This window comes from Kitasatospora arboriphila (genome assembly GCF_039528095.1).
In the GTDB taxonomy this organism is placed as follows: Bacteria; Actinomycetota; Actinomycetes; order Streptomycetales; family Streptomycetaceae; genus Kitasatospora; species Kitasatospora arboriphila.
Window position 1 is genome coordinate 37,747 of record NZ_BAAALD010000039.1, and the last position, 20,522, is coordinate 58,268.

The following is a 20,522-nucleotide window of genomic DNA, read 5'->3' on the forward strand; positions in this document are numbered from 1 at the left end:
GCAGGCTCGGCGGACCGAGCGGCACTCGCACCGGACGGAGACCACGCCGACCCCTCGCGGGGCGGCCGCTCCACCGGTGGCGGGGCGTGCGAAGTCGACCCGGTGGACCGGGTCGCGTGTGAAGTGTACGGGAAGGCCCGAGTTGCGGGCGACTCCGGCGCCGGGAGCACCCGGGCGGACAGGGGTGAGCGGGGATCAGTTCAGCGGGACGTGGGACGGCGTTCACTCCCGGCCGGACGGCGCTCCCCGGCGGACCGGAGTTGTTCACCCGGCCGGGTGACAGCGGTTGTCCACAGGGCGGGGTTGTCCACAGGTCCTGCGGTGCGGTGCTCGGGGCGCTCCTGCGGGGGCCAGCCTGGCCGGCATGAACCACCGTCCGATCGGTCCTCCGATCCTCCTGCTGCGCCGGTGCTCGTTCCCGTGGCTGACCCTGCTCCGGAGATCGCTGCCGATGGCGAGGCTGCGGGTGCCCGGTCTGCTGCGGCCGTCCCCGGGGGCGACCGGGGCGCCGCCGCCGAGGCTGCCTCCGGGGTTGCCCCCGGACGCGCGAGGCGGGCTGCTGCTCGCGCTGATGCTGGCCGGCACCGTCGCCCTGATGCTTCCGCCGCCCCGGTCCGAGGTCGGCGCCCTTCGGGCCTGGCGGTCGGATGCGGCCGCATCGATCGGAGCGGTCCGACCTGTCGGCGCGCCCGGACCGGTGGGTGCGCCCGGACTCGTCGGTGCGCGCGGACCGGCGGGTGCGCCGGCCTCACAGGACGGCCGGGCACCGACCGGCGATCGCGCCTTCCGCCGCGCCCCCGGTGCCGGTCGGGCCTGGCCGGTGGGCGGGCCAGGTGCGCTGCTCCGCCGGTTCGAGCCGCCGGCTGCCCTCTGGGCGGCCGGGCACCGGGGCGTCGACGTGGCGGCGCCTGTCGGCGCGCCGGTCCGGGCCGCCGCTCCCGGCGTCGTCTCCTTCGCCGGATCGGTGGCCGGACGACCGGTGGTGACGGTCACCCACCCCGCTTCCGGGAATCCCCCGTTGAGGACGACCTACCTGCCGGTCGAGGGCTCGGTCGCCGCGGGCACTGCCGTCGGGGCGGGTGAGGTGATCGGGAACCTCGCCGACAGCGGCCACCACTGCCCTGCCGGGAACTGCCTGCACTGGGGACTGCTGCGCGGCCCCCGGTACCTCGACCCGCTCGCCCTGCTCGGCACCGGCCACGTCCGGCTGCTTCCGCTCGACCACCACGCCTCCGGCGTTGGCGGCGGTCGGTCGGTGACGGCGAGCCGGGGATCCGGGTCGGCGTCCCCGGAGGACGGCTCCCCCGCGCGGACCCGGCTGCCGGGGTTCGACAGCCGGCCGCACGCGACGGGCTGCCGATCGAGGTGCGGGCCCCGGGCCGGCCTATCTTCGGTCGCCGCCCGCCAGCCCGTCCAGCGCCAGGGCGACGGCCGCATCGGCGATCGCCACGGCCTCCTCCGGGGTGGCCCGCTCCGTCTGGCGCGAGGCCGTGTCGATCACGCCCTGCAGCAACAGCGCGGCAAGGCGGGGGTTCACGTGGCCCAGCTCGGCCAGGGCGTCGACGACCAGCGTGACCAGACCGCTGTGCGCCGCCCGGATGCGCTCCCGGGCAGCGTCGTCCAGTTCCACTTCGGAGATCGCCGTCACCGCGAGGTGCCGTGGATCGGCCGCCAGGTGCAGTTGCCCGCGGATGTACGCCTCCAGCCGGCCGCGGGCGTTGTCGCACACGGCCATCCCCGCCTCGATCTCGGCGGTCCACAGCGGGAGGTCGGCCGCGCAGAGCTCTTCCACCACGGCAGCCCGGGAGCGGAAGTACTCGTACACGGAAGACCGGGCCAGCCCGGTCCGGGCGGCGAGGGCCGCGAAGGTCAGCGCCTCCCGGCCGCCCTCGGCGAGCAGCAGGCGGGCGGCGTCCAGGAGCGCAGCCCGCTGCAACTGGCGATGCTCGGCCACCGTGGCGGCCCTGATCTTCGGCACACTCCTACTCTACGGAGCCTTACGGCAGCGCCGACCGCCACCACGCGAACCCCCCGACGTCCCCGGCGCACGGCCCGACCCGCGCGCCGTGTCCCGGCACGGTGCCGTCCCATCCGGTGGTGCCCGACCCGATCCGCTCGATCCCGTCCGGTGCGGTGCGGTGCGGTCGGGCCCGCTCGGTCAGAGCCGATCCGGCGCGGGCCTGCGGGCCGAAGTCGTCCCTCGACCGTCCGCGGAGCAGCTGGCCGACCGGGTCAGCGGACGTCGGAGAGCTTCGCCCTCAGTTGCAACACCGACTTGGTGTGGATCTGGCTGACCCGGCTCTCGGTCACTCCGAGCACCTGACCGATCTCCGCCAGGGTGAGGCCCTCGTAGTAGTAGAGCGTCACCACCGTCTTCTCCCGTTCGGGCAGGGTGTTGACCGCGGTGGCGAGCAGGCGGCGCAGCTCGCGGTCCTCCGCGATCTCGACCGGGTTGTCCGCGCCGGTGTCCTCCAGGGTGTCCATCAGGGTGAGGGCGTCGCCGCTCTCCCCGATGGGGTGGATCAACTCGTCGAGGGCCATGACGTTGGCGAGCGACAACTGGCTGAAGATCGCGTGGAGGTCCTCCAGCGTGATGCCCATCTCGGCGGCCACTTCGGGCTCGTGCGGCGTGCGCCGCAGCCGGGCCTCCAGGGTGGCGTACGTCCGCTCGACGGTCTTGGCCTTCTGCCGCACCGACCGGGGGATCCAGTCGAGGGCACGGAGTTCGTCGATGATCGCCCCACGGATCCGGCTGATCGCGTAGGTCTCGAACTTGATAGCGCGATCGATGTCGAACTTCTCGATCGCGTCGATCAGCCCGAACACGCCGGAGGACACGAAGTCGGCCTGCTCCACGTTGGCCGGCAGGCCGACACCCACCCGGCCCGCCACGTACTTGACCAGCGGCGAGTAATGCAGGATCAGCTGCTCGCGGAGCCGCGGGTCCCCCGACTCCTTGTAGGAACGCCAGAGCATCTCCAACGCGCTGCGTTCACCGGAGGCCTTCGCCGCACGGCTGGCCGATGCCTGCTGTCCGAGCCGCCCGGAGGTCGGCACTGCGGGTTGTGGCGCGGGCTGGGCAGCCGCGGCGGGCGCAACGGGTGGCTTGACGGGGGACGGCACCGACTTGGGGGTCGTCACCTCCGGGTGGGGCGCCGCCGGGGTGCCCGGCTCGGGGAGGGTCGGGCGGTGGCCGTCGGCCTCCGTCCGCACTCCGTCCACCTGGCCGGACTCCGCTGCGGCGCCCGAGGTCGATCCCGGTGCTGATGCCTGCGGTGAAGCTGGTGGTGAAGCTGGTGGTGAAGCCGGCGGTGTCGACCCTGATGTCGGTGCGGGCGATGTCGGTGCGGGCACCGGGACGGGCGTCGCCGACTCCGGACGGGCGGGCTCCCGGGGTGCCACCGGCCGGCCGACGGTCTCCACGCCGTCCGGCACCCGCTCGTGCCCTCCTCCCCCGCCGGCCGGGGGCGCCGGAACCGGGCGCACGGGGCCGGGGAGCCGCCGGGCCGCCGTCCGGTCCACGCCTCCGGAACCACCGGGGGGCGCGGCGCCGTCGGCTCCGGCCCGGCGGGCGATCGGCCAGGGCCGTTCCCCGCCCGGTGCCGCCGGTCCGCTCCTGGCCGGCACGCTCCTCGACGGCGGGGGCTGGTCGGCACGGGCATGGACGTGGGAGTGGCTCGGCTCGGCTTCGTACGGATCGGTCCGCCGCGCCCCGCCCCGGGCGGACCGCCCACCGGTGCTGCCCTCGGCGGCGCGGCGCTGGTCGGGACGCGCCTCCGGGTAGGGCTGGCGGGCGGCAGCTCGCTGAGCCTCGTCCGTACGGCCCGTCCGGTCGATCTGCTCCTCGCGATACCGCCCGTGCGACTGCGGACCGCAGGCCGCCTCCGGGGCCACCGGTGGGCCGGCCGGCCGCTCGTGCATGGTGGGCACGGTGTGCGGGAGGGCCGACGGTCGGGCAGAAGTCTCGGGGACGGCCGGCCCGACCGCTCCTTGGGCTTCCGCCGTCGCAGGCGGGCCCATGGGGGCGCGCGGCACCAACGGGTGCGCCGGGGCGGACGGAGCAGGGTGCGCTGCGGAGGGCGCGGGCGCCGCAGGCCCGGACCGCGCGGGTGCGGTGGGCGGGGCTGTTGCGCTGCGGGTCTCCTGCTGGCCTGGTGAGAGCGGCCGACCCGGCACGCGGGTCTGGCCGGGCGACCGGGCGGGGTTCAACAGCGTCGGCCCCTGGGGTCCGAGGTCCGCCGCGGGACGGGCCCCGGCCCCAGCCCTTCCCGCAGACCGGGCGTCACCGGTCACCCTGTGTCCCGGAATGTTTGTGGGCATGCGTTGGTCTGCGCCGTTCTGCCGAGTCATGTGCTGATAGGGAAGCCACAAGGGAGCGTAGCGTGACCACGTCGCTGCGGTGTGCTACCGCCACTCGGTCGTCGCCCGATCCGGTGGCCCACCCGGCGCGTGCCCGCGACGCGCGCCGGTGCGTGTCGCGACCCTCAACGGCGCCTGACGAGCCGCCAGTGGGCGCCGAATCGCTCGACGTAGCCGAGCGAGACCAACTCGTACAGATGCTGCAGCACGGCGTCCGGAGAAAGTCCCGCCTCCCGGGCGAGTCGGTCGACCGGCGCTCCGTCCGCACAGCCGGGGACGGCCTCCAGCACCCGGGCCACCGACGGCTCCAGCAGGTCCCGCGGGAGGACCGGGCCGGAGCGGGGTGGTGCGAGGTCGTCGCCGATCGCTCCGACGAGTTCGGCGATGTCGGACGCGTCGGTCACCAGCGTGGCGCCGCCGCTGCGGATCAGCGCGTGCACACCGGCGGACAGCTCCGAGGTGACGGGGCCGGCGACGCCCATCGTGTGCCGGTTGAGGTCCCGCGCCCGGCGGGCGGTGCTCAGGGCGCCGCTGCGGACGGCCGCCTCGACGACGACCGTGCCACGGGTGAGCGCCGCTATGACGCGGTTCCGCAGGACGAACCGGAAGCGGTTGGGATGGACTCCCGGTGCCAGTTCGCTGACCAGCAGCCCCTGCGCGGAGATGCGGCGGATCAGTTCGGTGTTCCCGGGCGGGTAGCTCATGTCGACCCCGCAGGCGAGGACGCCGACGGTGGCGCCGCCGACGGCGAGGGCGCCCCGGTGGGCGGCCGAGTCGATCCCGTAGGCGCCGCCGGAGACCACCACCCAGCCGCGTTCGGCCAGTTGCGAGGCGATCTCGCCGGCGACGTGCGCGCCGTAGGCGGTGCATGCCCGGGAGCCCACCAGGGCGACGGAACGCAGCGCCAGCAACCGGAGCGACCCGGTGCCCCGCACCCAGAGGCCGACCGGACGGCCCTCCCGGAGGTCGTCCAGCTGGCTGGGCCATTCGGGGTCGCCCGGAATGATGAACCGTCCGCCGTGCGCCTGGACGAGGCGGAGGTCCGCGACGGGATCGAGCGCCGCGCAGCGGGCCCGGTAGTCACCGACCCGGCCCGGGTCGAGGCCGTACGGACCGGGGTGCAGCCGGCCCCGGACGACGTCGACCACCGTGGTGGCCCCGAGTTCGGCGAGCCAGCGCCCCATCACCGCGTCACCGGGCTCGATCAGCCGGGTGAGGGCCGCTCGGGCCAGGCGCTCGGGTGACGGAGCCGGGCCTCCCCCGGGCGGCGACGCCCGCGCCGCGTCACCCGGTGGGCACCTGTCCGGACGGACGTCCTCGGTGTCGGTCGTGCGGGGCGGACTCGTGGAGGTGCTGCTGGTGCTGTCCATGCTGGACTCCTCGGTCCTTGGTCCTCGGTTGATGTGTCGATGTGTCGATGTTTTGTGTGCCGTGTGCCGTGTGCCGTGCCGTGTGCCTTCCGGGGCCGGTCCGGCCGGCGGGGCGGTCACGGGTCGGCGATGCAGTCGCCGTGGTCGTGGTGGGTGTCGCGCGGGAGTCGCGGGCGCTCGGCCGTCGGGCCGCGGTGCACGCCCGTCCGCAGGGCGAGCGCCGTCCGGACGTCGGACCGGCCGGGTCGGTCGCGGCCCGAGAGGTCGGCGATCGTCCACGCCACCCGGAGCACCCGGTCGAGCCCGCGGGCCGTCAGCAGTCCCCGCTCCAGGTCTCGTTCGGCGTCGGTGAGCGCGTCGGGCTGCAGTCGCCAGCGCGTCCGCAGTTCGTGGCCGGGGACCTCCGCGTTGGTGCGCCAGGGGGTCTCGGCCAGCCGAGCGGCCGCGCGGTGGCGGGCGGCCAGCACCCGGGCGGCCACGACGTCGGTGGACTCCGCCGAGTTGTCGCGGGTCATCAGTTCGGCCCGCGAGACGGAGGAGACCTGGACCTGGAGGTCGACGCGGTCCAGCAGGGGGCCGGAGAGCCGGGCCTGGTACCGGTTGACCATCGTCGGGGTGCACTCGCAGCCCTCGCCGCGGATCGAGTGGCGACCGCAGGGGCACGGGTTGGCCGCCAGGCAGAGCAGGAACCGGGCCGGCAGGCGCATGGACCCGGCGGCGCGGGCGATCATCACCTCGCCCGACTCCAGCGGTTGGCGCAGTGCGTCGAGGACGCGCACCGGGAACTCCGGCGCCTCGTCCAGGAAGAGCACCCCGCGGTGGGCCAGGGAGACGGCACCGGGTCGGGGCATCCCGCTGCCGCCGCCGACGATGGCGGGCATCGTCGTGGAGTGGTGCGGCGCGCAGTAGGGCGGGCTGTCGATGAGCGGCCGGTTGGGCGGCAGCAGTCCGGCGACCGAGTGCACGGCCGTCACCTCCAGCGCCTCCTTCTCGGTGAGCGGCGGGAGCAGGGCGGGCAGGCGCTCGGCCAGCATGGTCTTGCCGGCTCCGGGTGGCCCCTTCAGGTAGAGGTGGTGGCCTCCGGCGGCCGCGATCTCCAGGGCGTGGCGGGCCTCGTACTGACCGGCGACGTCCGCGAGGTCGGGCCGGATCGTGTTCTCCGCGGCGATGTCGCGCACACCGATGCCGGGCAGCAGCAGCCCGGCCAGCAACGGGTTCGGCCGGCCGACGAGCGTGTCGGGCTCGTCGTCGGGTGGGGGTGCGTCGGTGAGCACTGCGATCAGTTGGCGCAGGCTGCGGACGCCCATCACCGAGACGCCCGGTACGAGCGAGGCTTCGGCCGCGGTCTGCTCCGCCACGACGACCTGGCGGTATCCCGCGTCGGCGGCTGCCAGGACGGACGGCAGGACGCCCCGGACGGGCCGGACCCGGCCGTCCAGGCCGAGTTCGCCGATGATGAGGAGTTCGGCGATGGCGGCCGGGTCGATCCGGTCCGCGGCTGCCAGTACGGCGCAGGCGACGGCCAGGTCGAAGCCGCTGCCGCTCTTGGGCACGGAGGCCGGGCTGAGGCCGACGGTGAGTTTGCGCTGCGGCCAGCTCTCGCCGCTGTTGACGACCGCGGCGCGGACGCGGTCGCGGGCCTCCGAGAGCGCCTTGTCGGGCAGGCCGACCAGGGTGAATGCGGCCACGCCGGGTTCGAGGTCGGCCTGGACCTCGACCACCACGCCGTCGACACCGACGAGCGCGACCGAACAGGTACGGGCGAAGGTCATGTCAGAGCGCCCCTCGGAGATGCTCGACCAGGGCCGCGCCCTTGGCCCGGTTGACGACGGCCACCAGATCGATGCGGACGCCGCCGGGCGGTGGTGGCGGCGGCAGACCGGTGCCGAGGGCTGCTGCGTCCGAGGCGGCGGTGCCGCCACGCTTCGCCGCGGTCCGCTTCCGGGCCCGGCCCTTCCCGCCGGCCGGGCGCTCGGCTGCCCGCTCGTCCGGCGGCTCGGACTGTGGCTCGGACTGTGGCTCGGACTGCTCGTCGGTCTGTGCCGCGTCCTGTGGCTCGGGGTGCTCCCGGGCCGCCTTCCCGGTGCGTTTCGCGGCCTTCATCCTCGGCCGCACACCCGCACCCGCACCCGCACCCGCACCCGCAGCATGGTCCAGGTCCACCGGATCCCGGTCCGGAAGGTCCGGCAGCGGGAGCCCGACCGAGGTCGAGGGGGTCGAGTGGGCCGATGCGGCCGAGGGCACGAGCAGTCCGTCGCCCCGGGGCACGTACGTCACCCGCTCGGCGAGCAGTTCGAAGTAGGTGGGCCAGCGTTCGGCGAGCCAGCGCTCGGCGAGTCTGCGCAGCCGGTCGGCCTTCGGCCGGTCGATGCCCTCGGTGGGCTGCTGGAACGCGCGTTCCGAACGCGTCTTGACCTCGCAGATCGCGAGGGTGTCGCCGTCCAGCGCGACGATGTCGAGTTCACCCTCGGCGCACCGCCAGTTGCGTTCGAGGATGTGCAGGCCCTCGTGGGCGAGCCTGCGGGCGGCCACTTCTTCGCCGTAGCGGCCGAGACCGTTGTTGGAACTCTGCACGGCCATCACCTCCGTGCCACGGAGGTTGCCGTGCGGGCCGTGGCGGGAGCGCCGCGGTGTCAGGACCTGTGGACAACTCGGGCCTGTGGACAACCCGGGTCCCTCGCAGGGGTGGCTTTGCGGAGCCGCTCTGGACACGGGGCGATCGACCCGTCCATGCTCGGTGCTCCGGACGCGGCGCTGCCCGCTGCCGACAGCCGATGCCGCCGGTCGCTGTCGGCCGACGCATCCGCGGTCCCGGTCGGCGCAGCAGGTGCTTCCCCGGTGGCCTCGCCGGTCGCCTCGCCGGTTGCCTCGCCGGTCGCCTCGCCGTTCAGTTCCCGAACGACGCGTCGTCGGACGGCAGCTCCAGGTCGCTCTTCGCCAGCTCCTCGATGTTGACGTCCTTGAAGGTCAGGACCCGCACCTTGCGGACGAACCTGGCCGGCCGGTACATGTCCCAGACCCACGCATCCGCCATCGACACCTCGAAGAACACCTCGCCCTGCACCGAGTGGACCTGCAGGTCGTAGTCGTTCGTGAGGTAGAACCGCCGCTCGGTCTCGATCACGAATTTGAAGAGTCCGACGACGTCCCGGTACTCCCGGTAGAGCTTGAGCTCCATCTCGGTCTCGTACTTCTCGAGGTCTTCGGCACTCATCCAGGCGTCCCCTCACTCGTCACGTCCACCCCATTGTGGACCACCGCACCCGCCGTCAAAGCCGTACCGGTGGGACTGGCGGGCCTTGCGCGACCAGCTGTTCGACCAGCTCGGCCAGGCCCGCCGGGTAGACCGTCTCGGCGGTGCCGCGGAGTTCCTCGACCGTCCACCAGCGGGCGGCGAGCAGCAGCGCGTGCTCGCCGTCGCCGGCGGTCGCCGGGCCGGTGGCGCCCGTCCCCGCGGCGGCGAGGCCGAAGGCGTCCGGCTCGGCCTCGGTCCGGGCCAGGTGGAACCACTGCTCCTGCTCGTACGCCTGCCCCTGGAAGGAGAACGTCACCGTGCCGTACGCGACGACGGGCCCCAGCTCCACCTCGGCCGGGCCGATCTCTTCGGCGAGCTCGCGCAGGGCCGCCTCGCGCAGGCCCTCGCCCGGCTCCAGCCCGCCGCCCGGGGTGATCCACCACGTGGTGCCGGGGACGGCCGGGTCGAGCCCGCGCAGGAGCAGCACCCGGTCGCTGCGGTCCAGCAGCAGCACGCGGGCGGCGCGGCGGCGCAGGGCGGCCAATCCGCTCACCTCCTGGTTCCGGGGCCCACAGCGGCCCGTGTCAGCGGCGGGTGCGTCGGCCGACCCAGCGGACGATCGACACCGCCCAGCCGGCGGCGCCGGCCGCGAGGACGAGGGCTCCGCCGCCGACCGCCGCGTAGGCGGCGGGGACGAGCAGGCCGTGCGCCGAGGCGGGCCGGCCCTTCACGTCGTCGAAGGCGGTGGTCCGCGGCACGGCGGCCGTCCGGTCGGAGGGCCAGACGATGCCCTCGACGCGGGCGACCACGTCGGTCGCGGCCACGGTACCGCTCGCGAGGTCGAGGTGGCTGCGGGAGTCGAGCGAGTTCGACCGGGAGTCGCCGAGCAGGAAGATCCGGCCCTCGGGCACGGTGATGCGGTAGCCCTCGCCGGGGCCGAGGTGCTGGTCGGTGTAGGGCTCGTCGACGGCGGTGCCGTTGACGGTGAGGCGCCCGTCCGATCCGCAGCAGGCGACGGTGTCGCCGCCCACGGCGACCACCCGCTTGACCATGGTGGCGCCGCCCCAGAGCGGTTCGCTGAAGACGACGATGTCGCCGCGGCCGACGGACGCCCCGTCCGCCCGGTGGGCGAGCACGGTGTCGCCGTTCTTCAGGGTGGGCGTCATGGAGGTGGTGGGGATGCGGTACGGCCGGTACTGCAGCGCGAGGTAGGCGAATCCGCCGACCAGCATCGCGAAGCCGACGGCGATGGCGACGCCCTGGAGCAGCGAGGCGATGCTCCGGCGGGGCCTGCGGGGTGTCGCCGCGGTGGCCGGACGCTCCGTGACACTGCTCATCGCGGTCGCACCTTCCTGGTCGGTGCGGGCTCGGCCGGCTCGCCCCTGAGTGGTCCGCGCCTGCGGTACGGGCACTGCACCGGGCTCCGGAGAGCCGGCGAGCCGCGGCACGTCCGAGCAGATTACTCGTCGGTACCGCGGCTCGCGCAAGAGTCGGCGGGGGATCGTTTCCCGGGGCCCGCCCACCCCGCTCCGGTGCCGGCACCCGCTTCGGTGCCCGCCTCGGCGTCGACACTCAGGCCGACAGTCGCTCCGGCGCCGGCACCCGCTTCGATGCCGGCGCCCGGGTCAGCGCTTCTTCCGGCGCAGCAACCAGACGGCCGGGACGGCGGCAGCGGCCCCGGCCGTCGGCGGCAGGAGCGGCGCGGAGGCGGAGAGGCCCTTCTGGTCGAAGGTGTCCGGCACCGGCAGGGTGGACCAGTCGCCGATCGGCCAGGCGACGACGAAGGCGCGGCCGACGACGTTCTTGACCGGCACCGTGCCGCCACCGGGCTGGTCCTGGTGGTAGCGGGAGTCCAGCGAGTCGCCGCGGTGGTCGCCCATGACCCAGATCCGCCCCTCCGGAACCTTCACCGGACCGAAGGGCTTCTCGCCGCACGGGGTGTTGCCGGGGTACAGGTACGGCTCGTCCAGGGCGACGCCGTTCACCTTGACCGGCCCGCTGCCCTGGCACTCGACCGTGTCGCCGCCGACCGCGATGACCCGCTTGATGAGGTCCTTCTCGTTGGACGACGGCATCAGGCCGATGAAGCTGAAGACGTTCTGGATGCCGCGGACGAAGGCGTTGCTGTTCTGCTGGGTCGGCTCGTCGTTCAGCCAGCCGCCCGGGTCGTGGAAGACCACGACCTCACCGCGCTCCGGCTCGGATCCGAACCAGGGGGTCAGCTTGTCGACCAGGACGCGGTCGCCGATCTTCAGCGTCTGCTCCATCGAGCCGGACGGGATCGAGAAGGCCTGGACGAAGAAGGTCTTGATCACCAGCGCCAGGATCAGCGCGATGCCGATCAGGATCGGCAGTTCCTTCCAGAACGACCGCTGCCGCTGCGGCCGCCGGGCGGCCTGATCGGGGCTGTCCTGCGCGGTGTCGTTCTCCTCCGCGGCCTCGCTCACCACGTCCTCCGCGTCGTTCGGGGCACCGACGAGCCTACCGCCGGCGGCGGCAGCCGTGCCCGCGTCGGCGGGCTGCACGGCTTGCCCGGACTGGGCCGACCGGACCGCGCGGCCCCCCGTGCCCTCGGGCTCCGGGGCGCCCGAGCGGGCACCGACCACCAGATCCCCCACGACATCTCCTCCCTGCTGTGCGGACGCCCGTGCGCCCGCGCTCACCAGTGCCGCACAGCGGGCACCACGCTCCGTAACCGACCGTCGACCCGCATCAGCCTGCCCGCAGAGGGCTCGTCCGACACCGGTGGCGACCCGAGAACCCGGGAAGGTCACGAGAGACCATGCGCCGAGCATTCCAGCACTTCTCTATCACTCCCGATCGGCCCGCCCGTGCTCCCACACGGCGGCCGGATCCATCAACCGGACCGGCGGGTCCGCCGTGGCCCGGTCGACCTCCGCCTGACGGCGAACGGAAGGACGCCCAACACACCCATAACGAGCGAGGGTTCCGCAGGAGTCGGCGGAAGGCCGACCAATCCGGTCGGCGCGGGGAGCGCCGCGGCGGGTGCCTGTGCGGTCGACGCGTGCGTGACCGGGGAGGATCCGGATGCCGAACCGGCCCGGATCGAGGAGAGTGACGTCGGCACGTCGAGTTGACCGAGCCTCGGCAGCGGCCAGGCGATGAGGAAGGCCCGGCCGACGACGTTGCTCACCGGGATGGTGCCGTTGCCGGGGTTGGACATGTGGAAGCGGGAGTCCGCCGAGAGGTCGCGGTGGTCGCCCATCACCCACAGCCGCCCGGCGGGCACGGTGACCTTGAACGGCTGGCGGGACGGCACGTTGCCCGGTGCCAGGTAGGGCTCGTCCACCGGGTTGCCGTTGACCTTCACCCGCCCCTGGGGGTCGCAGCACTCCACGGTGTCGCCGGCGACACCGATGACCCGCTTGATCAGGTCGTGCTCGTTGTCGGAGGGCAGCAGGCCCACCGAGGAGAAGACCTGCTTGACCTTCTTGACCACCGGCCCGTCGTCGGACGGGTTGCGGTCGTTCTCCAGCCAGCCGCCGGGGTCGCGGAAGACCACGACCTCGCCCCGGCCCGGCTCGTTGCCGAACCACGGCGTGAGCTTGTCCACCAGGACGCGGTCGCCGATCTGGATGGTCTCCTCCATCGACCCCGAGGGGATGACGAAGACCTGGACGAAGAACGTCTTCAGCACCAGTGCGATCACCAGCGCGACGACCACCACCAGGGGTATCTCGCGCAGCAGCGAACGCCGCCGCCTGCGGGCGGCCCGCTGGGCGGTCCGGCGCCGGTCGGCCCGGCCGCGCACCGGGGTGCTGGGGCGGCCCTGCTCCGGCTCGGCCTCGATCGTCCTGCCCCTACCTCGGGTGCCCATGGCCACCAGTCCCCCCTGTTGCGGCGAAAGCCTCGGGCCGGTCGAGCGAAGTCCAGCGGCCGAACGGGAAGACCACCCACTCGGCGCGGCCGATCACCCTGGACTCCGGGACGAAGCCGCCCCCGGGCTCACCGAGGTGGTCACGCGAGTCACGGGAGTCGCTGCGGTGGTCGCCCATCACCCAGAGCCGTCCGTCCGGCACCACCACGTCGAAGGGCACGCGCGACGGCGCGTCCCCGGGCGCCAGGTAGGCGCTCTCGTCCAGCGGTACCCCGTTCACCCTGAGCCGTCCGTCCGATCCGCAGCACGTCACCCTGTCGCCGCCCACGCCGATCACCCGCTTCACGAACACCGAGTCGCCTCCCGGAGCGAGTCCGAGGCGGTCCAGCAGCCGTCGGCCGGCCGAGGGCTCGTCCGCGTACGGCAGGAAGGAACCGGTCCCGTCGAACACAACGACGTCGCCGCGCCGTACGTGCCCGCCGAAGGCGTAGGCGAGTTCGTTGGCCACCACCCGGTCGCCGGGCCGGAGGGTGTTCTCCATCGAACCGGACGGCACCGCGAACGGCCGTGCCACGAAGGCGTTCACCACGAGCAGCAGGAGCAGGCACGTCCCGCCGATCAGCAGGAGGTCGCGGCCCCAGCCCCGGCCGGAGTCCTCCTCCGGGGCCGGTTCCGGGGCGGATTCCGAATCGGAATCCGGGTCGGAATCCGGGTCGGGACCGGCGGGAACGACCACGGACCGCGCCGGATGGTCCGCACCGGTGGGTGCGGACCATCCGTCGCGGTCCGTGGAAGGTTCGTGCGTGGTCATCGGGCTGAGCCTATCCCCAGGGCCTGAAACGCCAAGGCCTGCGGCCCGGGAGCGTGCGCCCGGCCCGAGACTCCGTGTCCCGGCGGACCGGGACGACGGATCACTTGTCGCGCTTCTCCTTGATCTTCGCGGCCTTGCCGCGCAGGTCACGGAGGTAGTACAGCTTGGCGCGGCGGACGGCACCGCGGGTCACGACCTCGATCTTCTCGACGACCGGGGTGTGCACCGGGAAGGTGCGCTCCACGCCGACGTTGAAGCTGACCTTGCGGACGGTGAAGGTCTCACCGATGCCGGAGCCCTGACGGCGGATGACGACGCCCTGGAAGACCTGGACGCGGGAGCGGTTGCCCTCGATGACCCGGACGTGGACCTTGAGGGTGTCACCCGGACGGAAGGACGGGATGTCGGACCGCAGCGAAGCCGCGTCGACAGCAGCGAGCTTGTTGCTCATGGTGCTCTCCATCGCAGACGCCACAGGCCGTCCACGGAAGTCGTGAGAAAGGATGGTGCTGCGGGCCGCATGGACTGGCGACGAACCCCCTGTGGCGGGCGCGTCGGGCCACGTGGCGACCCCGAGGGGGACGCCCAGCGACAGACAACAGTCGCCTATTCTTCCACAGCCCCAGCCGTCGACCGAAATCGGCCGGCCTCCTCGTCCCAGACCAGGCCGAGCAGGTTGAGCGCCTCGCGCTCCTTCTTGTCGAAGGAGCCGAGCCGCCAGCGGTCGACCAGGTCGGGCCGGTTGGCCAGGGTCCGGGCGAAGGCCTGCTCGCGGCGCCAGCGCGCGATCTTGCCGTGGTGGCCGCTGAGCAGCACCTCCGGCACCTCGCGGCCGCGCCACTCGGCGGGCTTGGTGTAGACGGGGCCTTCGAGGAGATCGGCCATGGCGCCGGGCGCGAAGGAGTCGTCCCGGTGGGACTCGGCGTTGCCCAGCACCCCGGGCAGCAGCCGGGCGACGGCCTCGACCATCACCAGGACGGCGACCTCGCCGCCCGCCAGCACGTAGTCGCCGATCGACGCCTCGACCACCGGCATCCGGGTGGCGGCCTCCTCGATGACCCGTCGGTCGATGCCCTCGTACCGGGCCGGGGCGAAGGCCAGCCAGGAGCGGCCGGCCAGGTCCTGGGCGAGCTCCTGGGTGAACGGGCGGCCGCTCGGGGTCGGGACGACGAGGGTCGGCACCTCTCCCTCCGGCCCCTGCGCGAGCACGGCGTCCAGGGCGGCGCCCCACGGCTCGGGCTTCATCACCATGCCGGGGCCGCCGCCGTACGGGGTGTCGTCGACGGTGCGGTGCACGTCGGTCGTCCAGCTGCGCAGGTCGTGCAGGTGCACGTCCAGCTGGCCGCGCGCCCGGGCCTTGCCGACCAGGGAGACGTTCAGCGGCTCCAGGTACTCGGGGAAGATCGTGACGACGTCGATCCGCATCTCACTCACGCCCGGCACCGCCCGCCGACTCCTCGCCGCCCTCGGAGCCCGAACCCGCCTCGGAGACCGGGCCGGCCTCGGCGTCCGTCTCGGACTCCAGCGGTTCGATCAACCCGGCCGGCGGCGTGATCACGGCGCGCTGGTTCTCCAGGTCGATGGTGGGGACGATCTGCTCGACGAACGGCACCAGCACCTCGCTGCCGTCCGGCCGGGTGACCGTGAGCAGGTCCTGGTACGGCAGGTGGACGACCTCGGAGAGCTCGCCGATCAGGGTGCCGTCGGTGAGCACCACGTCCAGGCCGATCAGCTGGTGGTCGTAGTACTCGTCCGGGTCGTCGGGGCTCTCCTCCGGGTCGACCTCGGCGATCAGCATGGTGCCGCGCAGCGCCTCGGCGGCGTTGCGGTCCTTGACGCCGGCGAAGCGGATCAGCAGCCGGCCGCTGTGCACCTTGCCGGACTCGACGGTCAGCGGGCCTGTGGAGGCCGGGTCGGTGAGCAGGACGGCGCCCGGTCCGAGCCGGAGTTCGGGTTCGTCGGTGCGGACCTCGACACTGACGTCGCCCCTGATGCCGTGGGCACGGCCGATCCTGCCGACGACGAGCTGCACGGTGATCGTTCTCCTGGGTGTTCCCGCGCCCGCGGCGCGTTCCTGGCTCCGGCCGGTCTGGCTCCGGCCGGCCTGCTCTGTCTGACCTGGTTCTCGTGACCCAGTTCTCGTGACCTGGTTCTCGTGACCCGGTCCTCGGCGTCCGGCCCGGTCCCGGCGTCACGCCGGGCGGTGAACGCCAGAAGGGCCGGCCGGGACGCTGTGCGTCCCGGCCGGCCCCTGGTACCTGACGATGACCTGACGGCTCCGCGTCAGCGGATGCTGTCCACGTCGACGAGGTCGACCCGGACGTTGCGGCCGCCGAGCGCACCCACCACGGTGCGCAGTGCGCGGGCCGTGCGGCCCCCGCGGCCGATCACCTTGCCGAGGTCGTCGGGGTGGACCCGGACCTCGATGGTGTTGCCCCGGCGCAGGTTGCGCGAGCGCACCTGCACCTCGTCGGGGTGCTCGACGATGCCCTTCACCAGGTGGTCGAGGGCTTCCTCGATCATGCTCAGGCCTCGGTGGAGGCGGCCTCGGCGTCAGCCTCGGCCTTGTCCGCCTTCTTGGCCTTCGGGGTGATGGCAACACCGGTGGTGCTGTCCTCGAACCCGGCGACGGCCTTGGCGAACAGGTGCGAGAAGTCCTCGACCTTCGGCTCGGCGACCTTCAGCGGCTCCGGCGCGGGCAGGCCCTTGAACTTCTGCCAGTCACCGGTGAGCTTGAGGATGGCGAGGACCGGCTCGGTCGGCTGGGCGCCGACGGACAGCCAGTACTGGGCGCGGTCGCCGTCGACCTCGATCTTCGAGGGGTTGTAGGTCGGCTGGTAGATGCCGATCTCCTCGATCGCGCGGCCGTCACGCTTGGTGCGCGAGTCGGCGACGACGATGCGGTAGTGCGGGGAGCGAATCTTGCCGAGACGCTTGAGCTTGATCTTGACTGCCACGGGAGTGGATTCTCCTGGTGTTGACGTGGGTGAGCGGCCGCTGCCACCGCGTGGGGTTGCGGCGACCGGCCGTTCAAGGGACACGCCAGCCGTAGGAGAGAGGGGTCCTGCTCGGCTGCCGAGTACTCAGCTGTCCATTCTGCCACAGTCGGGCCGAGGGCCCGAACCGGCCCGCGCGGGGTCGCCGCCGGCCGGAGCGGCGGGAATGGCGCGCGACGGGCCCGGCAGCGCGGCACGGGGCCCCGGCAGGACCCTGCCGGGAGCGGTGCACGGCGACGAGCGATGACGACAGCACGGACGACAGCACTGCAGATCGGCCCGACCGAGGGCCCCCGCCCCCGGTAGAGCCGAGCACAGCGAACTGTCGAACTGGAGGGTTTTCACCGACGGCACGGCGGCCGGCGGGCGGTACTCAGCCGATCTTGAACGGCTGCTGGCAGGCGCCGCAGACGATGGACGCCTGGGCGAGCACGGAGGGGACGACACGGACGTTCCGCCCGCAGCCGCACACCGCCTTGACGCGGACGCCGCCACCGGACGAGCCGTGCCGCGCCGCCGGACCGCGGAAGGCCCGGTGGCCGCCCTCGCCCGCGACGGCGAGCTGGTGGGCGCCGAGGGCGCGCTCCAGCCGCTCGATGGTGTCGGCGTACCTGTCCTGCGTCTCCTTGAGCATGGTCACCTGGGAGAAGCCGCTGCTGGCGTGCGGCTCGACCGGGTGGGCCAGCCCGAGCTCGGAGGCGAGCATCAGGAAGCGCCGGTTGTGGTAGCGGCCGGCCCGCGAGGTGTCGCGGATCTCCCGCGCGGCGGCCAGCCCGTGGGCGGCTTCGTGCAGCAACCGCTCGAAACCGAGCCGGGTGCCGCACGCCGAGGAGGACTCGCCGATCAGCGCCTCGGGCGAGGCGAGGTCGGGCAGGTCCTGGTGGTGGGCCTGGATGTCGCTCCAGGCGGCGGCCAGTTCGGCCGCGAGGACGAGAGGCTGTGTCGTGCTCACGCTGGACCAACGATGGAGAGAGGGCCGATGTTCCGCGAGTTCCCGTTCACCGGGAATTCCCAGCAATCTCTCAGGAATGCGCACCCGCTCCTGAATTGCGTTGTTCTGACCTGACGCAAGACCAACCCCCTGCATCTGTGGACCCGTCGATTCTCGGCGGGGCTCTCGGCTATCTCCCGGGGAACGCGCACGCCGTCCCAAGGCGGACGGCCCGCAGCCCGGTCAAAATTGACAGGGCCACGGGCCGTATACCGTACCGCTTGTTTCGCACCGCCGGGAGTTGACCGGCGAGTAGCATCGACGAGCAGTGTGCAAACCTCGGTTAACAATCCGCTGAATCGGCATCGAATTGCAACGGAGCCGGTTCCGGAGCGGCTTCGGTTTGTACCGTTCCCCGACCGGCGCCGCCCGTCCGCTCCACGATCGTTGACTCTCCGGCCCGGCGCCCGGCACCCGGTACCCGGCACCCGCCAGGCCGCTCGGGGCGGCCGGTGGACCGGGCGGCGGCGGTCAGTAGGCGCGGGCGACGATCGCGACGTTGCCGGGCTGGTCGTCGGCCTCCGGCACGGACCCGTCGGCGGCGACGATGCAGCGCACCGAGACGCCCTGCTCGGCCAGCTCGGCCTCGCCCTCCGGGCCGAGGTCGGCCCAGGAGATGCGGCCCCAGCCGGTGGCGGCGGCCTCGACGGCCTCCTCCACGGAGGCGACGTCGACCGTGCGGGACTCGCGGCGCTCGCGGGACTGGCGGAGCAGCAGCTCCTGGTCCTCCTCCAGGATGCCGGGCACGACCGCGGCCAGGGAGTCGGCCGCGACCGGCTCCTTGCCGCCGGCGATCCGGCGGACCAGCATCGCGGTGCCGTTCTCCAGGTCGCGCGGGCCGACCTCGATGCGCAGCGGGACGCCCTTGAGCTCCCAGTCGACGGCGCGGCGGCCGAACGGGGTGTCCGTCCGGTCGTCGACGACGGTGCGCACGCCCACGGCCTCCAGGGCGGCGCCGATCTCGCGGACCTTGGCGAGCACCGCCTCGTCGCCCTTGATCGCCAGCACCACGGCCTGGACGGCGGCGAGGCGCGGCGGCACCCGCAGGCCGCTGTCGTCGCCGTGGGACATGATCAGGCCGCCGACCATGCGGGTGGAGACGCCCCAGGAGGTCTGCCAGACGTGCTCGCGCTCGGCGCCCTGCAGCTGGTAGGTGGTGTTGAACGCCTTGGCGAAGTTCTGGCCCAGCTCGTGGCTGGTGCCCATCTGCAGGGCCTTGCCGTCGCCCATCATGCCTTCGAGCGTGAGGGTGTTGATGGCGCCGGCGAAGCGCTCGCGGGCGGTCTTGCGGCCGAGCACCACGTCGATGCCGAGCACATTGGTCATGAAGTCGCCGTAGACCTCGGTGTGGATGCGCGAGGCGTAGGCGCGGGCGTCCTCGTAGGTGGCGTGGGCGGTGTGGCCCTCCTGCCAGAGGAACTCGGTGGTGCGCAGGAAGACGCGCGGGCGGAGCTCCCAGCGGACGACGTTGGCCCACTGGTTGATCAGCAGCGGCAGGTCGCGGTGGCTCTGGACCCACTTCGAGAAGTACTCGTTGATGATCGTCTCGGAGGTGGGGCGGACGACGACCGGCTCCTCCAGCTCCTTGCCGCCGCCGTGGGTGACCACGGCGAGCTCGGGCGCGAAGCCCTCGACGTGCTCGGCCTCCTTGGTCAGGTAGGACTGCGGGATGAACATCGGGAAGTAGGCGTTCTGGGCACCGGCGCGCTTGATCCGGGCGTCCATCTCCTGCTGCATCCGCTCCCACAGGCTGTACCCGTACGGTCGGATGACCATCGTTCCGCGCACCGGACCGTTGTCGGCCAGTTCGGCCTTGTTGATCAGGTCCTGGTACCAGCGGGGAAAGTCTTCCGACTGGGGGGTGAGTACGGGTGTCTTGGCCATGGGGCGAATGGTACGGCGATCGGTGTGCCGACCGTGAATCCGTTTCACCGGCGCACTGCGGGGGCGCACGCCTCGGCGCACGGACACTCCCTGCACACCTCTGGACGGCGGGGCCGGGGCGCTGTTCGCTGGAAGGCGGGGCGGGACACGACCGGGGGGAGCCGGAGCATCGGACGCACACACCGAATGGGAGGCCGCGATGGCTTCAGCGCAGGTGACCGGTACGACCGCGCAGCGCCCGCACGCGGGTGGCGGAGCGGGGTCGCACGGTCGGGCGCGTGACTGGGCGGAGATCCAGGAGCGGATGCTGGTGCCGCTCTACCAGGCGGTATACCGGCGGCTGGAGGTCGGTCCGGCGACCAGCCTGCTCGGTCTCGGATGCCGCTCGGGGCTCGCCCTGCTGCTCGCCGCGGAGCGCGGCGCGCAGGTGGCCGGGCTGGAGGCGGAGGCCGAGCTGCGCGAGCTCGCGGAGGGCCGGCGGCTGCGGGTGGCGGGCGCCGGCGGCGTCGACCGGTCGGGCCAGTCCGTCCCCCGCTCGGCGTATTCGCTGGTCACCGTTTTCGAGGAGCTCGCCTACGTGGCGGATCCGGCGGTGCTGGTGCTGGAGGCCGCGGCGCTGACCCTGCAGGGCGGGCACGTGGTGCTGGCCGGCTGGGGTCCGCCGGAGCGGTGCGAGAGCGCGGGCGTGCTGGAGGTGGCCCGGCGCCGGTCGGTCCGGACGCCGTCCTTCGACCCGTTCGCGCTGAGCTCCCCCGGCGCACTGGAGGAGCTGTGCGCGGGCGTCGGGCTCCGACCCGCCGGCAGCGGCCGGGTCAGCTGTCCGTTCGCCTACCCGGACCTCGACAGCGCGGTCCGCGGCATGCTCTCCACCGGTCTGTACGGGGGCGCGATCGAGGAGTGGGGCCCGGCGCTGGTGACCAAGGAGCTGGAGGAGGCGCTGCACCCCTTCGTGCAGGCGGACGCCTCCGTCCGGATGGCCAACGTGTTCCGCTACGTGGTGGCCGAACAGCCCCGCTGAGCCGCCGCGGGCCCGGGGTG

At 73.3% G+C, this 20,522-nt stretch carries 19 protein-coding genes and 1 pseudogene; 2 read left to right on the plus strand and 18 right to left on the minus strand.

Annotated features, from left to right (window positions below; translation table 11 throughout):
* Nucleotides 1-595: 595 nt before the first annotated feature.
* Nucleotides 596-1,165: pseudogene (locus ABD353_RS20600) on the plus strand (M23 family metallopeptidase); the annotation flags it as partial.
* Between the two features lie 219 nt (nucleotides 1,166-1,384).
* Here ABD353_RS20600 and ABD353_RS20605 read toward each other — a convergent pair.
* The 18 genes from ABD353_RS20605 to proS all read right to left on the minus strand — a co-directional run bounded on the left by ABD353_RS20605 (nucleotide 1,385) and on the right by proS (nucleotide 19,484).
* The gene (locus ABD353_RS20605) at nucleotides 1,385-1,954 is read right to left on the minus strand and encodes a TetR/AcrR family transcriptional regulator (protein ID WP_344625144.1); all 570 of its coding nucleotides are present in this window, start codon (nucleotides 1,952-1,954) and stop codon (nucleotides 1,385-1,387) included.
* A gap of 278 nt (nucleotides 1,955-2,232) precedes the next feature.
* Nucleotides 2,233-3,057 (minus strand): RNA polymerase sigma factor WhiG, encoded by an 825-nt coding sequence (whiG, locus tag ABD353_RS20610; RefSeq protein ID WP_344625145.1) that lies wholly within the window; start codon nucleotides 3,055-3,057, stop codon nucleotides 2,233-2,235.
* Between the two features lie 1,427 nt (nucleotides 3,058-4,484).
* Nucleotides 4,485-5,729 (minus strand): DNA-processing protein DprA, encoded by a 1,245-nt coding sequence (gene dprA / locus ABD353_RS20615; protein WP_344625126.1) that lies wholly within the window; start codon nucleotides 5,727-5,729, stop codon nucleotides 4,485-4,487.
* 116 nt (nucleotides 5,730-5,845) lie between these two features.
* A complete protein-coding gene (locus ABD353_RS20620; RefSeq protein WP_344625127.1) occupies nucleotides 5,846-7,501 on the minus strand; it encodes a YifB family Mg chelatase-like AAA ATPase in 1,656 nt (551 codons plus the stop codon).
* 1 nt (nucleotide 7,502) lies between these two features.
* Nucleotides 7,503-8,303, minus strand: a complete 801-nt coding sequence (locus ABD353_RS40495) for a YraN family protein (RefSeq protein WP_425555213.1) — start codon at nucleotides 8,301-8,303, stop codon at nucleotides 7,503-7,505.
* A gap of 313 nt (nucleotides 8,304-8,616) precedes the next feature.
* Nucleotides 8,617-8,943, minus strand: coding sequence for a DUF2469 domain-containing protein (locus tag ABD353_RS20630; protein ID WP_030275680.1), 327 nt, complete (start codon nucleotides 8,941-8,943; stop codon nucleotides 8,617-8,619).
* A gap of 55 nt (nucleotides 8,944-8,998) precedes the next feature.
* Nucleotides 8,999-9,517 (minus strand): NUDIX domain-containing protein, encoded by a 519-nt coding sequence (locus ABD353_RS20635; RefSeq protein ID WP_344625128.1) that lies wholly within the window; start codon nucleotides 9,515-9,517, stop codon nucleotides 8,999-9,001.
* A gap of 31 nt (nucleotides 9,518-9,548) precedes the next feature.
* Nucleotides 9,549-10,301, minus strand: a complete 753-nt coding sequence (lepB, locus tag ABD353_RS20640; protein WP_344625129.1) for a signal peptidase I — start codon at nucleotides 10,299-10,301, stop codon at nucleotides 9,549-9,551.
* 288 nt (nucleotides 10,302-10,589) lie between these two features.
* The gene (gene lepB, locus ABD353_RS20645) at nucleotides 10,590-11,582 is read right to left on the minus strand and encodes a signal peptidase I (RefSeq protein ID WP_344625130.1); all 993 of its coding nucleotides are present in this window, start codon (nucleotides 11,580-11,582) and stop codon (nucleotides 10,590-10,592) included.
* Nucleotides 11,583-11,821: 239 nt separating this feature from the next.
* On the minus strand, nucleotides 11,822-12,802 hold the full coding sequence (lepB, locus tag ABD353_RS20650; protein ID WP_344625146.1) for a signal peptidase I: 981 nt from the start codon (nucleotides 12,800-12,802) through the stop codon (nucleotides 11,822-11,824).
* Entirely contained in the window at nucleotides 12,786-13,613 is an 828-nt protein-coding gene (gene lepB / locus ABD353_RS20655) for a signal peptidase I (protein ID WP_344625131.1), read from the minus strand. Before lepB (ABD353_RS20655) ends, lepB (ABD353_RS20650) begins: the two co-directional genes overlap by 17 nt.
* 100 nt (nucleotides 13,614-13,713) lie before the next feature.
* Nucleotides 13,714-14,064 carry a 50S ribosomal protein L19 gene (gene rplS, locus ABD353_RS20660; RefSeq protein WP_344625132.1) on the minus strand — a complete coding sequence of 117 codons (351 nt, stop codon included), beginning with the start codon at nucleotides 14,062-14,064 and terminating at the stop codon, nucleotides 13,714-13,716.
* Between the two features lie 155 nt (nucleotides 14,065-14,219).
* Nucleotides 14,220-15,038 carry a tRNA (guanosine(37)-N1)-methyltransferase TrmD gene (trmD, locus tag ABD353_RS20665; RefSeq protein ID WP_344625147.1) on the minus strand — a complete coding sequence of 273 codons (819 nt, stop codon included), beginning with the start codon at nucleotides 15,036-15,038 and terminating at the stop codon, nucleotides 14,220-14,222.
* 1 nt (nucleotide 15,039) lies between these two features.
* Nucleotides 15,040-15,645: a ribosome maturation factor RimM gene (rimM, locus tag ABD353_RS20670; protein WP_344625133.1), complete on the minus strand. Its 606-nt coding sequence runs from the start codon at nucleotides 15,643-15,645 to the stop codon at nucleotides 15,040-15,042.
* 251 nt (nucleotides 15,646-15,896) lie between these two features.
* Nucleotides 15,897-16,136, minus strand: coding sequence for an RNA-binding protein (locus ABD353_RS20675; RefSeq protein WP_030275689.1), 240 nt, complete (start codon nucleotides 16,134-16,136; stop codon nucleotides 15,897-15,899).
* 2 nt (nucleotides 16,137-16,138) lie between these two features.
* Nucleotides 16,139-16,570 (minus strand): 30S ribosomal protein S16, encoded by a 432-nt coding sequence (gene rpsP / locus ABD353_RS20680; protein WP_030275690.1) that lies wholly within the window; start codon nucleotides 16,568-16,570, stop codon nucleotides 16,139-16,141.
* 412 nt (nucleotides 16,571-16,982) lie between these two features.
* Complete coding sequence (locus tag ABD353_RS20685) at nucleotides 16,983-17,561, minus strand: hypothetical protein (RefSeq protein WP_030275691.1); 579 nt, start codon at nucleotides 17,559-17,561, stop codon at nucleotides 16,983-16,985.
* Between the two features lie 510 nt (nucleotides 17,562-18,071).
* Nucleotides 18,072-19,484: a proline--tRNA ligase gene (gene proS / locus ABD353_RS20690; protein WP_344625134.1), complete on the minus strand. Its 1,413-nt coding sequence runs from the start codon at nucleotides 19,482-19,484 to the stop codon at nucleotides 18,072-18,074.
* Nucleotides 19,485-19,683: 199 nt separating this feature from the next.
* Here proS and ABD353_RS20695 point away from each other — a divergent pair, with 199 nt between their 5' ends.
* Complete coding sequence (locus ABD353_RS20695; RefSeq protein WP_344625135.1) at nucleotides 19,684-20,502, plus strand: class I SAM-dependent methyltransferase; 819 nt, start codon at nucleotides 19,684-19,686, stop codon at nucleotides 20,500-20,502.
* Nucleotides 20,503-20,522 lie beyond the last annotated feature (20 nt).